The following is a 14,488-nucleotide window of genomic DNA, read 5'->3' on the forward strand; positions in this document are numbered from 1 at the left end:
GATCGTTGTCTCATTAAGCGCAGCATACACTCTGGAGTCGACTCCAGAGTCAAGCAGGAAATTACATATAAAGCGCGCGAACGATAAAGAAGTGCCCGGCAAAGTAACAGGCGGCGTAGATCGCCGTATCGGCGCGGAAGCGGCGACGATAGTGACTCACCTGCCAGACAATGTTGCCGATAAGCAGCAGCGCCGCGCCGACGAAGCCGGACAGGGCGGTATCGGTTGGCCGCAGGAACCATTGCTCGCCCGCGACCCACACCATCACCAGCGTCATGCCGATAAAGGCCAGCACCGGCAGGCGCATCTCCTCCAGCCGCGTCCAGATAACCGCCACCCACAGCGCGCCAATCACCAGCAGTACAACCGGCAGCGGCCAGAAGAAGGTGAAGGTGAGCTGGCTCGTAAACCAGATGGTATACAGCAGGTGGGAGAGGAAGAATGCTCCCACGGCGTACAGCATGCGCTGGCGCGGTAGCTGGGTTAACGCATCGCCGACCAGCGCGGCGCACAGGCCTGCCAGCACCAGGTAGCTGATGGCGTTAAACATCGGCGCCTGCCAGGCGAGAAACAAGAGTAAAATGAGTGTGATAGGTTTAAACACCCAGCGTTGCCAGGTGGGGCCACGGTAGGCGGCATCGACATAGAGCCAGCCGGAGAAGAATACGGCGATGAACGACCAAAGCATATTAAGTCCCTGTATCTGTTATCATTAATGGGTACTGTGTAGCCAGTCTTGAATGTCCAGTGTAGTAGTGTGGATGACCAGATGACAATGGCTGACCGCGCCCTTTACTATGATTTGCGTAAATTCTTAAGAGAACCTGAAATGAGCAAAATGCCTCTTTTTTTCATCGTGGTGGTGGCCGTCATCGTGGTTGCAGCCTCGTTTCGCTACGTGCAGCAACGACGCGAGAAGATGGACAACGACGCCGCGCCGCTGATGCAAAAGCGAGTGGTGGTGAGCAATAAGCGCGAGAAGGTACTGAATGACCGTCGTTCACGTCAGCAAACGGTAGCGCCCGCGGGCAGCGAGATGCGCTATGACGTGAGTTTTAAGCCGGATCAGGGCGGGCTGGAGGTGAGCTTTCGCGTCGAGGCGGCGCAGTATCATCAGCTGACGGTGGGCGACAAAGGCACGCTGAGCTACAAAGGCTCGCGTTTCGTTGAGTTTAAGGCAGACCAGTAAAACGCGGCCTGGTGCATGACCAGGCCGGCTGTCGTTACTTTTTCTTCAGGCTGGCGCCGATTTTCTTCTGCCACACCAGCAGTTCAAACACGCCAAACAGGAAGATGCGAATTTGTTCTCCGCGCGTCATCTGCGGGCCGTCTTTCGGCAGCGTGGACTTCAGCAACGCCATCTGCATACCGTGCATCAGCACCATGAAGATCAGCGCGACGTTGACGAAAATATTCAGCGGACGCGGGAACGGGTGAAACAGGTTCAATAGCAGAAATGCCCACACGCACAGCATCAACAAACGACCCAGATTAATCAGCATCCTTTTCTCCCTGTACTTCACGTTGGTAGAGACGATAAGCCACCTGACCGGCGATTTTTTCCCGATACAGATCCCAACAGGCGGGTACCGGCGGCAGGCCGTTTTCGACTTCGCTTTCGACGTAGATTAACGCGTCACTAGCCAGCCAGCCATTGCTCTCCAGCAAGTGTAACGTCTCTTCCAGTAATCCTTTACGGAACGGCGGATCGACAAACACAATATCGTGCGGCGTACCGGTCTGGTTGAGGAATGCGAGCGTATTCGTATTTACCACTTTTCCGTGCGTTGCCTTCAGCGTGGCGAGGTTCTTTTGCAACTGCTGGGCAACCTGACGCTCCATCTCAAGCAGCGTGGCGCTACCCGCGTAGCGAGAGAGCGCTTCCAGCCCCAGCGCGCCGCTGCCGGCAAAGCAGTCCAGGCAACGGGCATCGACCATCGACGGCGCCAGCCAGTTGAATAAGGTTTCACGCACCCGGTCGGTGGTGGGGCGCAGTCCCGGACTATCAGGAACAGGGAGTTTACGGCCTCGCCATTGCCCGCCAATAATGCGGATCTGGCCACTGCCGCCGGAAGTTGGTTTTTTCATTTGCTTGCTCTGGTCGCTCTTTCGGCCTGCTATTCTAGCGATCTGCTCAGCCGGGTGAAAGCGGTGAAGCCAGGGAAGTTAAGTGATAGACTAAGCGACTAATTTCATCATTATTTTAGCCTTCGCGTCGATTATGGCGAAGTGGCGCCATCAAAAACAGCGGGGAGTGTGGTTGCAAATGGCAAAAGAAAAAAAACGTGGCTTTTTTTCCTGGCTGGGCTTTGGGCAGAAAGAACAGGAACAGGTTGTTGAATCAGAAGAAAAAATTGAGTCTCAGCCGGTAGAAGAAACGCCTGCTGTCGAGCCGGAAATCATCGCAGAAGAGATCCCGGTCGTTGAAGACGCCCATACGATTGCCGAGAGTGAAGCTTTCGCGGCTGAAGTCGTGGAAGTGACCGAGCAGGTTGCGGAAAGCGAAAAAGCACAGCCGGAAGTGGTTGAGGAAATCGAGCCGGTTGTTGAAGCACAGCCGGAAGCGGTCGAAGAAATCGAGCCGGTTGTTGAAGCACAGCCGGAAGCGGTCGAAGAAATCGAGCCGGTTGTTGAAGCACAGCCGGAAGTGGTCGAAGAAATCGAGCCGGTTGTTGCAGAACAACCGGAAGTGGTCGAGGAGACCCCTTCGGAGCAGGATGAAGCGATTGAACCTGAGCTGACCGACGAAGAGCTGGAAGCGCAGGCGCTGGCGACGCAGTCTGAAGATGAAATCGTCGAAGAAGAGGCGGCGGTGGAAGAGACGCCTGCCGACGACGCTCAGCAGGAACAGGAAAAGCCGACCAAAGAAGGCTTCTTCGCGCGCCTGAAACGCAGCCTGCTGAAAACGAAAGAAAATCTCGGTTCCGGATTTATCAGTCTGTTCCGCGGTAAGAAAATCGACGACGATCTGTTTGAAGAGCTGGAAGAACAGTTGCTGATTGCCGACGTCGGTGTGGAAACCACCCGTAAGATCATCAGCAGCCTGACCGATACCGCCAGCCGTAAACAGCTACGCGACGCGGAAGCGCTGTACGGCCTGCTGAAAGATGAAATGGGTGAAATTCTCGCAAAAGTGGATGAACCGCTTAATATTGAAGGCAAAACGCCATTCGTTATTTTGATGGTCGGCGTTAACGGCGTGGGTAAAACCACGACCATCGGCAAGCTGGCGCGTCAGTTCGAACAGCAGGGTAAAAGCGTGATGCTGGCGGCGGGCGATACCTTCCGTGCGGCGGCGGTTGAGCAGCTGCAGGTTTGGGGCCAGCGCAACAACATTCCGGTGATTGCGCAGCACACCGGCGCAGATTCTGCTTCGGTCATTTTCGATGCTATCCAGGCGGCAAAAGCGCGTAACGTCGATGTACTGATCGCTGATACCGCCGGGCGTTTGCAGAACAAATCGCACCTGATGGAAGAGTTGAAGAAAATTGTCCGCGTGATGAAGAAACTCGACGTTGATGCGCCGCACGAAGTGATGCTGACCATTGACGCCAGCACCGGGCAGAACGCGATCAGCCAGGCCAAACTGTTCCATGAAGCGGTCGGTCTGACCGGCATTACGTTGACTAAACTCGACGGTACCGCCAAAGGCGGGGTGATATTCTCCGTGGCGGATCAGTTCGGCATCCCGATTCGTTATATCGGCGTCGGCGAGCGTATAGAGGACTTACGTCCGTTTAAAGCGGGCGATTTTATTGAGGCACTTTTTGCCCGAGAGGACTAACAATGATTCGCTTTGAACACGTCAGCAAAGCCTATCTCGGCGGGAGACAAGCGCTGCAGGGCGTCACTTTCCACCTGCAGCCGGGCGAGATGGCATTTCTGACCGGCCACTCCGGCGCGGGTAAAAGTACCCTGCTGAAGCTTATCTGTGGGATTGAACGGCCAAGCGCCGGGAAAATCTTCTTCGGCGGCCATGATATCAGCCGCCTGAAGAACCGTGAGGTGCCGTTCCTGCGTCGCCAGATCGGCATGATTTTCCAGGATCACCATCTGCTGATGGACCGTACCGTTTTCGATAATGTGGCGATCCCTCTGATTATTGCCGGCGCGAGCGCGGACGATATCCGCCGCCGCGTGTCGGCGGCGCTGGATAAAGTGGGGCTGCTGGATAAGGCGAAGAACTTCCCGATTCAGCTCTCCGGCGGTGAACAACAACGTGTCGGTATTGCCCGTGCGGTGGTGAACAAGCCTGCGGTACTGCTGGCGGATGAACCAACCGGTAACCTGGATAATGCGCTGTCGGAAGGCATTCTGCGACTGTTCGAAGAGTTTAACCGCGTTGGGGTGACCGTCCTGATGGCGACGCACGATATTGGGCTGATCTCCAGTCGTTCCTATCGCATGCTGACGCTGAGCGACGGCCATCTGCATGGAGGCCTGATGAATGAATAAGCGCGATGCCATCAACCAGATTCGCCAGTTTGGCGGGCGACTGGACAGGATTCGCCAATCCGTCGGTAAAGGCGGCGATAACCGCAACGCGCCGAAACGGCCGAAGCCTGCGACAAAGCCGAATTCACGCAAAACCAACGTGTTCAACGAACAGGTGCGCTATGCGTGGCAGGGAGCGTTACAGGACCTGAAAAGCAAACCGTTCGCCACCTTCCTGACGGTGATGGTGATTGCTATCTCCCTGACGCTGCCGAGCGTCTGCTACATGGTGTACAAGAACGTCAATACGGCGGCGTCACAGTACTACCCGTCGCCGCAGATCACCGTCTATCTGGAAAAAACGCTGGATGACGATGCGGCCGCGAAGGTGGTGGGCCAACTTCAGGCCGAGCAGGGCGTGGATAAGGTGAACTACCTTTCCCGCGATGAGGCGCTGGGTGAATTCCGCAACTGGTCAGGCTTTGGCGGCGCGCTGGATATGCTGGAAGAGAACCCTTTGCCCGCCGTGGCGGTGGTGATTCCGAAAATTGACTTCCAGACCACCGACGCGCTGAACACGCTGCGTGACCGGGTATCCCAGATTCAGGGCGTTAACGAAGTGCGGATGGACGACAGCTGGTTTGCCCGTCTGGCTTCGATTACCGGGCTGGTGGGACGCGTGGCGGCGATGATTGGCGTGCTGATGGTGGCGGCGGTATTCCTCGTCATCGGTAACAGCGTGCGCCTGAGCATTTTTGCCCGTCGCGATACCATCAACGTGCAGAAGCTGATTGGCGCGACCGACGGTTTTATCCTGCGGCCGTTCCTGTACGGCGGAGCGCTGCTGGGCTTTGCCGGCGCGTTTCTGTCGCTGATCCTGTCGGAGATTCTGGTGATGCGTTTGTCATCGGCGGTCACCGAAGTGGCGCGGGTTTTCGGCACCCAGTTTGAACTGAGCGGCCTGTCGTTTGACGAGTGTCTGTTGCTGCTGCTGCTGTGCTCGATGATTGGTTGGGTGGCAGCCTGGCTTGCCACGGTACAACATTTACGTCACTTTACCCCCGACTAAAAAAGTTCTGTTATACTCTTCCCCTGCGACGACTTCCGTTCGCAGGGGATGTGTTTTCAACCCCATCTTTCTGCCCTCGCAACTATCGCGTGTCACATTTTGTGCGTAATTTATTCACACTGTTGCACGGAACTTGTGGATAAACTCACTGTCTGATAAAAGAGCGGATGATATTCTCGTTGCTCATAGAGCCTGGCATGTTTGTTGCCTTCGGGGACAAGCCTCCGCCAGTATGAAGTGAATTGAGAGGATTTGAATGACCAAAGAAATGCAAAATTTAGCGTTAGCCCCTGTTGGTAACCTGGAATCTTATATCCGGGCTGCGAACGCATGGCCGATGTTGACGGCTGATGAAGAAAAGGCGCTTGCTGAACGGCTGCATTACCAGGGCGATCTGGAAGCAGCTAAAACGCTGATCCTGTCTCACCTGCGCTTTGTTGTTCATATTGCTCGTAACTACTCGGGCTATGGCCTGCCGCAGGCGGACCTGATTCAGGAAGGTAACATCGGCCTGATGAAAGCGGTGCGCCGTTTTAACCCGGAAGTGGGCGTTCGTCTGGTCTCCTTTGCGGTGCACTGGATCAAAGCGGAAATCCACGAATACGTACTGCGTAACTGGCGTATCGTTAAAGTGGCGACCACCAAAGCACAGCGTAAGCTGTTCTTCAACCTGCGTAAAACCAAGCAGCGTCTGGGCTGGTTCAATCAGGATGAAGTCGAAATGGTGGCCCGCGAGCTGGGCGTCTCCAGCAAAGACGTGCGTGAGATGGAGTCGCGTATGGCGGCGCAGGACATGGCGTTTGATATGTCTTCGGACGACGAGTCTGAAAGCCACTCCGTTGCTCCGGTGCTCTATCTGCAGGATAAATCGTCCAACTTTGCCGACGGCATCGAAGACGATAACTGGGAAGAGCAGGCGGCCAACAAGCTGACCGACGCGATGCAAGGCCTGGACGAACGTAGCCAGGACATCATCCGCGCCCGCTGGCTGGACGAAGACAACAAGTCCACGCTGCAAGAACTGGCCGACCGTTACGGCGTTTCTGCCGAACGTGTACGTCAGCTTGAAAAGAACGCGATGAAAAAACTGCGTGCGGCGATTGAAGCCTGATAACGACAGTTAACGCGTTACCCTGATAACCCCTGGATGCCTGTCCGGGGGTTTTGTTTTTTTATCCCACCGTCATCACGCTTTCCTCTGTTTATTTCCCTTTTATCGCTGGCGCGAATGAAGTCGATGGCAAAGACTAAATAAGCGCTATGTATTTTTCCGTCTTTTAACGGCAGGGGGTTTACCGTGAGTAACGAGTCACTGAATCATCGGCGTTTACAGGCGACGCCGCGCGGCGTCGGCGTGATGTGCGGTTTCTACGCGGAGCGCGCGGAGAACGCCACGCTGTGGGATATTGAAGGCAATGAATATATTGATTTCGCCGCCGGGATCGCGGTGCTCAACACCGGTCACCGCCACCCGCAGGTGATTGCGGCGGTAGAAAGCCAGCTTCAGGCCTTTACCCATACCGCCTACCAGATTGTCCCCTATGAAAGCTATGTATCATTAGCAGAACGTATCAATGCCGTGGCGCCCATTGCCGGCAATGCCAAAACGGCGTTCTTCAGCACCGGGGCCGAAGCGGTTGAAAACGCGGTGAAGATTGCCCGCGCCTACACCAAACGTCCGGGGCTGATTACCTTTGGCGGTGGCTTCCATGGGCGTACTTTTATGACCATGGCGCTAACCGGCAAAGTGGCACCCTACAAAATCGGCTTCGGCCCGTTCCCGGGGTCGGTTTACCACGCCACGTACCCGAATGCGGCGCATGGCGTCACTGTCGACATGGCGCTCAAAAGCCTGACCCATATTTTTAAAGCCGACATCGCCCCGGATCAGGTGGCGGCGATTATTATCGAGCCGGTACAGGGCGAGGGCGGTTTCAACGTTGCGCCGCCCGAGTTTATGCAGGCGCTGCGTACGCTGTGCGACACCCACGGCATTCTGCTGATTGCGGATGAAGTGCAGACTGGCTTTGCCCGTACCGGCAAGCTATTTGCCATGGAGCACTACAGCGTGAAGCCGGATCTGATGACCATGGCGAAAAGCCTGGCCGGCGGCTTCCCGCTCTCCGGCGTAGTGGGCCGCGCCGAGGTGATGGACGCCCCGGCCCCCGGCGGTCTGGGCGGTACCTATGCGGGTAACCCGCTGGCGATTGCCGCCGCGCATGCGGTGCTGGACGTCATCGAAGAAGAAGCGCTGTGTAACCGCGCCAATCATCTGGGCCAGCATCTGATTGAAGTGCTCAACAGCCTGCGCGACAGTTGCCCGGCGATTGCCGACGTGCGCGGCCTGGGCTCGATGGTGGCGGTGGAGTTTGTCGACCCGCAAACCCGCGAGCCGTCGCCGGAGTTCACCAAATTGGTACAGGAACGCGCGCTGGCGGAAGGGGTGCTACTGCTGAGCTGCGGTGTGTACGGCAACGTGATTCGCTTCCTTTACCCCCTCACGATTCCTGAGAAACAGTTCCAGCAGGCGCTGGAGGTGATCCGTCGGGCTCTCAGTGAATGAATTGACTCCCCCTGATCCCCTAAGCCACTCCGATGAGTGGCTTTTTTTTGTCATTTTTGCGTTACAAATCCGTCAAAATTAACGTTTCAATTCCATAAAAATGGGGTATGTTTTAGCAGAGTATGCTGCAAAAGCACAGGCAGCGTCCCTTAATATTAATATCTTATACTTACCATGCGTCTGATATAAGAATAATGTGCTAAACAACAACATCACAACAATTGCAATAACCATAATAATGGGGAACCTCAGGATGAAAATGAAGGGCAAAGCGTTACTGGCAGGATGTATTGCACTGGCATTCAGCAATATGGCATTAGCAGAAAATATTAAAGTTGCTGTCGTTGGCGCGATGTCTGGCCCGGTTGCGCAGTATGGCGATCAGGAGTTCAGCGGTGCGGCGCAAGCGGTGGCCGATATTAACGCCAAAGGCGGCATCAAGGGCAACAAGCTGGAAATCGTAAAATATGACGATGCCTGCGACCCGAAACAGGCGGTGGCGGTAGCGAACAAAGTGGTCAACGACGGCATTAAGTACGTTATCGGTCACCTGTGCTCCTCTTCAACTCAGCCAGCGTCTGACATCTATGAAGACGAAGGCATTCTGATGATCACCCCGGCGGCGACGGCACCGGAGCTGACCGCGCGCGGCTATAAGCTGATTCTGCGCACCACCGGTCTGGACTCTGACCAGGGCCCGACCGCCGCAAAATACATTCTCGATAAAGTGAAGCCGCAGCGCATCGCTATCGTGCACGACAAGCAGCAGTACGGCGAAGGTCTGGCGCGTGCGGTGCAGGACGGCCTGAAAAAAGGCGGCGCCAACGTGGTCTTCTTTGACGGTATCACCGCCGGCGAGAAAGATTTCTCCACCCTGGTGGCGCGTCTGAAGAAAGAGAATATCGATTTCGTTTACTTCGGCGGCTACCACCCGGAAATGGGGCAGATCCTGCGTCAGGCGCGTGCTGCGGGCCTGAAAACCCAGTTCATGGGGCCGGAAGGGGTAGCGAACGTGTCGCTGTCTAACATCGCGGGTGAATCTGCTGAAGGCCTGCTGGTGACCAAGCCGAAGAACTATGACCAGGTTCCGGCGAACAAACCGATCGTTGACGCAATCAAAGCCAAGAAACAGGATCCGAGCGGTGCGTTCGTGTGGACCACCTACGCGGCGCTGCAGTCTCTGCAGGCGGGTCTGAACCACTCTGACGATCCGGCTGAGATCGCCAAATTCCTCAAGGCAAGCACCGTGGATACCGTAATGGGCCCGCTGTCCTGGGATGAGAAGGGTGACCTGAAAGGCTTCGAATTCGGCATTTTCAACTGGCACGCCAACGGTACGGCGACCGACGCGAAGTAAGTCGCTCTCAATGTAGGTCGGATAAGGCGTACGCCGCCATCCGGCAATGTATGCGGCAGTGCCTGATGGCGCTGCGCTTATCCGGCCTACACCGAGTGGTTCAAACTACCCTCGCACCCAGCCCTGTTCCCTGGATGTAAAGCCCAGCGCTTTGGCAAACGCCGCCATTTCCAGACTCTCTTCCGCGCCCGCTTTGCTGAGCAGCCAACGGCTAACCTGCGGGTTATCGCGCATCACCTCTTCCAGCAGATACTGTCCCACGCCGCGTCGGCGGGTCACTTCACGCACACATAAATCGCGCAGCTCGCCCTGATGTTCACTCAGCGTCACGCGCACGGCGGCCAGCAGGCGCCCGTTAAAGCGGGCGACATACAAACGGTGAGTATCGTCGAGGGCTGATTCGGCGGGAACACGATCCGGCCAGATCTTGCCAAGGCAGATGCGGTCCTGGTCGCTAAAGGTCTCTAAACGAATGATGGTCAGTTTCATGGGCGGTGGGCTCCAGTCGCGAAAATGGCGGTCAGTGTACTCAATTTATTCTGCCGCAGGCTTTCTCTTTTTTGCCCTGGCAGCCAGGTGATTCGTTTTTCGATATTCACATAGGCAGCTTGAAACAGTATGGATCGAAAAATAGACAGAGTTTTAACCTAAAAACCAGCGTTTTATTCGGCTCTTTATGCCGTTATTTTATGCTGTATGGCGGACTTTTTTTTGTTTATCTATGGCAAAAATCAGAATATTATCTTTCCTTAATAGACTGAAAAATAGAGAATTTAGTCTGTTTTTAGCCAAAAAGCTGCGCTAACCCATTAAAGATAATGGCAAAAATAGCGTTGTATATTAAAAGTACAGAATGCTTTTTAACCACTAAATTACAAAATATATACACGCCACGACGTGTAAACACGACATCACGAATGAGGATCCCGAAGTATGAAAAGGAATACAAAAACAGTAATCGCAGGGATGATCGCGCTGGCTATGTCTCACGCGGCTTTTGCTGACGATATCAAGGTTGCGGTTGTCGGGGCGATGTCCGGCCCGGTCGCGCAGTGGGGCGACATGGAGTTCAACGGCGCGCGCCAGGCCATTAAGGATATCAACGCGAAGGGCGGCATTAAGGGCGACAAACTGGTGGGCGTTGAGTACGACGACGCCTGCGACCCGAAACAAGCGGTGGCGGTGGCCAACAAAATCGTCAACGACGGCATTAAATATGTCATCGGCCACCTGTGTTCTTCTTCCACACAGCCTGCTTCCGATATTTATGAAGATGAAGGCATTCTGATGATCTCTCCGGGGGCGACCAACCCGGAACTGACCCAGCGCGGCTATCAGTACATCATGCGTACCGCGGGCCTGGACTCCTCTCAGGGGCCGACGGCGGCAAACTACATCCTCAATAAAGTGAAGCCGCAACGCATCGCCATCATTCATGACAAACAGCAGTACGGCGAAGGCCTGGCGCGCTCCGTGCAGGACGGGCTGAAAAAAGGCGGCGGCAATATCGTCTTCTTCGATGGCATCACCGCCGGTGAAAAAGACTTCTCCGCGCTGATTGCCCGTCTGCAAAAAGAGAATATCGACTTCGTTTACTACGGCGGCTACTACCCGGAAATGGGCCAGATGCTGCGTCAGGCGCGCGCCGTAGGGCTGAAAACGCAGTTTATGGGGCCGGAAGGCGTGGGTAACGCCTCGCTGTCGAACATCGCGGGCGATGCGGCGGAAGGCATGTTGGTTACCATGCCAAAACGCTATGACCAGGATCCGGCAAACAGCGCTATCGTCGATGCCCTGAAAGCGCAGAAGAAAGATCCGAGCGGTCCGTATGTGTGGATCACCTACGCCGCCGTACAGTCTCTGGCAACCGCCATGGAACGTACCGGCAGCGATGATCCTCAGGCGCTGATTAAAGACTTAAAAGCAAACGGCGCGAAAACCGTGATTGGGCCGCTGAGCTGGGACGACAAAGGCGATCTGAAAGGCTTTGAATTTGGCGTCTTCCAGTGGCACGCCGATGGCTCATCCACCGCGGTGAAGTAACCTTCATTTCCCCCTGGCGGGCGTAGATCCGCAGGGGTAGCAAAAGGCTAATTTATGTCAGAGCAGGTTCTCTACTTTGTGCAGCAGATGTTTAACGGCGTAACGCTGGGAAGCACCTATGCACTGATCGCCATCGGTTACACCATGGTGTACGGGATTATCGGCATGATCAACTTCGCCCACGGCGAGGTGTACATGATCGGTAGTTATGTCTCCTTTATGATCATCGCCGCGCTGATGATGATGGGCATCGACACCAGCTGGTTGCTGGTGGCGGCGGGCTTTATCGGGGCGATTGTCATTGCCAGCGCCTACGGCTGGAGCATTGAACGGGTGGCCTATCGCCCGGTGCGAAACTCTAAGCGTCTGATCGCGCTGATCTCCGCTATCGGGATGTCTATCTTCCTGCAAAACTACGTCAGCCTGACCGAGGGTTCGCGCGATATCGCGTTGCCGAGCCTGTTTAACGGTCAGTGGATTGTGGGCAGCAGCGATAACTTCTCCGCCTCTATCACCACCATGCAGCTGGTTATCTGGATTGTGACCTTTATTGCCATGCTGGCGCTGACGCTGTTCATTCGCTACTCCCGTATGGGCCGCGCCTGTCGCGCCTGCGCGGAAGACCTGAAAATGGCCAGCCTGCTTGGCATTAACACTGACCGCGTGATTGCGCTGACCTTCGTGATTGGCGCGGCGATGGCGGCGGTGGCGGGCGTACTGCTCGGCCAGTTCTACGGCGTTATCAACCCGTATATCGGCTTTATGGCCGGGATGAAAGCCTTCACCGCCGCGGTTCTCGGCGGTATCGGCAGTATTCCTGGGGCGATGATCGGTGGGCTGATCCTCGGCATTGCGGAAGCGCTGTCGTCGGCATACCTGAGCACCGAATATAAAGACGTTGTGTCGTTCGCGCTGCTGATCGTGGTACTGCTGGTGATGCCGACCGGTATTCTGGGCCGCCCGGAGGTAGAGAAAGTATGAAACCGATGCAATTTGCGATGGCGCTGCTGTCGGCGGCGATGTTCTTCGTCCTGGCGGGCGTCTTTATGGGCGTGCAGCTGCAGCTCGATGGCACTAAGCTGGTGGTCGGCAGCGCGGCGGATATCCGCTGGCAGTGGATCTTTATTGGCACCGCGGTGGTCTTTTTCTTCCAGCTGCTGCGCCCTCTGTTCCAGAAAGGGCTGAAGAGCGTCTCCGGGCCGAAGTTTATTCTGCCGGCGATTGACGGCTCGACGGTCAAACAAAAGCTGTTCCTGATTGCGCTGCTGGTGATTGCCGTGGCGTGGCCGTTTATGGTCTCGCGCGGTACGGTTGATATCGCAACCCTGACCATGATTTATATTATTCTGGGCTTGGGTCTGAACGTGGTGGTGGGGCTGTCCGGCCTGCTGGTGCTGGGCTACGGCGGCTTTTATGCCATCGGCGCCTACACTTTCGCGCTGCTGAACCACTATTACGGCCTCGGCTTCTGGACCTGTCTGCCAATCGCCGGGCTGGTCTCTGCCGCTGCCGGTTTCCTGTTGGGCTTCCCGGTACTGCGTCTGCGTGGTGACTATCTGGCGATTGTGACCTTAGGCTTCGGCGAAATCGTCCGTATCCTGCTGCTCAACAACACCGAAATCACCGGCGGCCCGAACGGCATCAGCCAGATTCCAAAACCGACCTTCTTTGGCCTGGAGTTCAGCCGCAGCGCGCGCGAAGGCGGCTGGGACACCTTCAGCAACTTCTTTAACGTCAAGTACGACCCGTCCGATCGCGTCATCTTCCTCTACCTGGTGGCGCTGCTGCTGGTGGTGCTGAGCCTGTTCGTGATTAACCGCCTGCTGCGCATGCCGCTGGGCCGCGCGTGGGAAGCGCTGCGTGAAGATGAAATCGCCTGTCGCTCGCTGGGCTTAAGCCCAACCCGCATCAAGCTGACCGCCTTTACTATTAGCGCCGCGTTTGCCGGTTTTGCCGGCACGCTGTTTGCCGCGCGTCAGGGCTTTGTCAGCCCGGAATCCTTCACCTTTGCCGAGTCGGCCTTCGTGCTGGCAATTGTGGTGCTGGGCGGCATGGGTTCGCAGTTTGCCGTTATCCTCGCCGCGATTCTATTGGTTGTGTCGCGCGAGCTGATGCGTGACTTTAACGAATACAGCATGTTGATGCTCGGCGGCCTGATGGTACTGATGATGATCTGGCGTCCGCAGGGCCTTCTGCCGATGACCCGTCCACAGCTGAAACTGAAAAACGGGCAAGCGAAAGAAGGAGAGCAGGCATGAGTCAGCCATTATTATCCGTTAACGGCCTGATGATGCGTTTTGGCGGCCTGCTGGCGGTCAACAACGTGGCGTTGGAGCTGCATCCTCAGGAAATCGTCTCCCTGATTGGCCCGAACGGCGCGGGGAAAACCACGGTCTTTAACTGCCTGACCGGCTTCTACAAGCCCACCGGCGGCACCATTATGCTGCGCGACCAGCACCTGGAAGGGCTGCCGGGCCAGCAAATCGCCCGCATGGGCGTGGTGCGCACCTTCCAGCACGTGCGTCTGTTCCGCGAAATGACGGTGATTGAAAACCTGCTGGTGGCGCAACATCAGCAGCTGAAAACCGGCGTCTTCTCCGGCCTGCTCAAAACCCCGTCGTTCAAGCGCGCGCAAAGCGAAGCGCTGGACCGCGCCGCCACCTGGCTTGAGCGTATCGGCCTGCTGGAGCACGCCAACCGTCAGGCCAGTAACCTGGCCTACGGCGACCAGCGTCGTCTGGAGATTGCCCGCTGTATGGTGACCCAGCCGGAAATCCTGATGCTCGACGAACCGGCTGCTGGCCTCAACCCGAAAGAGACCAAAGAGCTCGACGAGCTGATTGCCGAACTGCGTAATCATCACAACACCACCATTCTGCTGATTGAGCACGATATGAAGCTGGTGATGGGCATTTCCGACCGTATCTACGTGGTGAACCAGGGCACGCCGTTGGCTAACGGCACGCCGGAAGAGATCCGCAACAACCCGGATGTTATCCGCGCGTATCTGGGTGAGGCATAA

At 56.2% G+C, this 14,488-nt stretch carries 15 protein-coding genes; 11 read left to right on the plus strand and 4 right to left on the minus strand.

What is annotated here, in order from left to right:
* Window positions 1–61: 61 nt before the first annotated feature.
* On the minus strand, window positions 62–688 hold the full coding sequence (locus GY169_RS01850; RefSeq protein WP_167574887.1) for a lysoplasmalogenase: 627 nt from the start codon (window positions 686–688) through the stop codon (window positions 62–64).
* Between the two features lie 141 nt (window positions 689–829).
* On the opposite strand from GY169_RS01850, the gene GY169_RS01855 reads away from it, so the two are divergent.
* A complete protein-coding gene (locus GY169_RS01855) occupies window positions 830–1,189 on the plus strand; it encodes a DUF2500 domain-containing protein (RefSeq protein WP_167574888.1) in 360 nt (119 codons plus the stop codon).
* A gap of 34 nt (window positions 1,190–1,223) precedes the next feature.
* Here the strand turns inward: GY169_RS01855 and GY169_RS01860 are convergent, their stop codons facing one another.
* A complete protein-coding gene (locus tag GY169_RS01860) occupies window positions 1,224–1,502 on the minus strand; it encodes a DUF1145 family protein (RefSeq protein ID WP_064541345.1) in 279 nt (92 codons plus the stop codon).
* On the minus strand, window positions 1,492–2,088 hold the full coding sequence (gene rsmD / locus GY169_RS01865) for a 16S rRNA (guanine(966)-N(2))-methyltransferase (protein ID WP_167574889.1): 597 nt from the start codon (window positions 2,086–2,088) through the stop codon (window positions 1,492–1,494). The genes GY169_RS01860 and rsmD overlap by 11 nt, the downstream gene beginning before the upstream one ends.
* A 178-nt stretch (window positions 2,089–2,266) precedes the next feature.
* On the opposite strand from rsmD, the gene ftsY reads away from it, so the two are divergent.
* The 6 genes from ftsY (at window position 2,267) to livJ (ending at window position 9,423) form a co-directional block, all read left to right on the plus strand.
* Complete coding sequence (ftsY, locus tag GY169_RS01870) at window positions 2,267–3,784, plus strand: signal recognition particle-docking protein FtsY (RefSeq protein WP_167574890.1); 1,518 nt, start codon at window positions 2,267–2,269, stop codon at window positions 3,782–3,784.
* 2 nt (window positions 3,785–3,786) lie between these two features.
* Complete coding sequence (ftsE, locus tag GY169_RS01875) at window positions 3,787–4,455, plus strand: cell division ATP-binding protein FtsE (RefSeq protein ID WP_064541355.1); 669 nt, start codon at window positions 3,787–3,789, stop codon at window positions 4,453–4,455.
* Window positions 4,448–5,503: a permease-like cell division protein FtsX gene (ftsX, locus tag GY169_RS01880; protein ID WP_064541359.1), complete on the plus strand. Its 1,056-nt coding sequence runs from the start codon at window positions 4,448–4,450 to the stop codon at window positions 5,501–5,503. The genes ftsE and ftsX overlap by 8 nt, the downstream gene beginning before the upstream one ends.
* Before the next feature lie 256 nt (window positions 5,504–5,759).
* The gene (rpoH, locus tag GY169_RS01885) at window positions 5,760–6,614 is read left to right on the plus strand and encodes an RNA polymerase sigma factor RpoH (RefSeq protein WP_064541362.1); all 855 of its coding nucleotides are present in this window, start codon (window positions 5,760–5,762) and stop codon (window positions 6,612–6,614) included.
* A gap of 186 nt (window positions 6,615–6,800) precedes the next feature.
* On the plus strand, window positions 6,801–8,066 hold the full coding sequence (locus tag GY169_RS01890) for a 4-aminobutyrate--2-oxoglutarate transaminase (RefSeq protein WP_167574891.1): 1,266 nt from the start codon (window positions 6,801–6,803) through the stop codon (window positions 8,064–8,066).
* A gap of 253 nt (window positions 8,067–8,319) precedes the next feature.
* Window positions 8,320–9,423 carry a branched chain amino acid ABC transporter substrate-binding protein LivJ gene (gene livJ, locus GY169_RS01895; RefSeq protein WP_100249924.1) on the plus strand — a complete coding sequence of 368 codons (1,104 nt, stop codon included), beginning with the start codon at window positions 8,320–8,322 and terminating at the stop codon, window positions 9,421–9,423.
* A gap of 105 nt (window positions 9,424–9,528) precedes the next feature.
* Here the strand turns inward: livJ and panM are convergent, their stop codons facing one another.
* Entirely contained in the window at window positions 9,529–9,912 is a 384-nt protein-coding gene (gene panM / locus GY169_RS01900) for an aspartate 1-decarboxylase autocleavage activator PanM (protein ID WP_167574892.1), read from the minus strand.
* A 444-nt stretch (window positions 9,913–10,356) separates the two neighbouring features.
* Here panM and livK point away from each other — a divergent pair, with 444 nt between their 5' ends.
* From livK to livG, 4 genes are read left to right on the plus strand one after another with little or no spacing between them, the layout of a single operon-like run.
* Window positions 10,357–11,466: a high-affinity branched-chain amino acid ABC transporter substrate-binding protein LivK gene (gene livK / locus GY169_RS01905; protein ID WP_163446764.1), complete on the plus strand. Its 1,110-nt coding sequence runs from the start codon at window positions 10,357–10,359 to the stop codon at window positions 11,464–11,466.
* 54 nt (window positions 11,467–11,520) lie between these two features.
* A complete protein-coding gene (livH, locus tag GY169_RS01910; RefSeq protein ID WP_064541376.1) occupies window positions 11,521–12,447 on the plus strand; it encodes a high-affinity branched-chain amino acid ABC transporter permease LivH in 927 nt (308 codons plus the stop codon).
* The gene (livM, locus tag GY169_RS01915; protein ID WP_064541378.1) at window positions 12,444–13,724 is read left to right on the plus strand and encodes a branched chain amino acid ABC transporter permease LivM; all 1,281 of its coding nucleotides are present in this window, start codon (window positions 12,444–12,446) and stop codon (window positions 13,722–13,724) included. The genes livH and livM overlap by 4 nt, the downstream gene beginning before the upstream one ends.
* A complete protein-coding gene (gene livG, locus GY169_RS01920; RefSeq protein WP_035892174.1) occupies window positions 13,721–14,488 on the plus strand; it encodes a high-affinity branched-chain amino acid ABC transporter ATP-binding protein LivG in 768 nt (255 codons plus the stop codon). The genes livM and livG overlap by 4 nt, the downstream gene beginning before the upstream one ends.

Origin of the sequence: Kluyvera genomosp. 3, assembly GCF_011765685.1 — a bacterium.
Taxonomy (GTDB): domain Bacteria; phylum Pseudomonadota; class Gammaproteobacteria; order Enterobacterales; family Enterobacteriaceae; genus Kluyvera; species Kluyvera georgiana_A.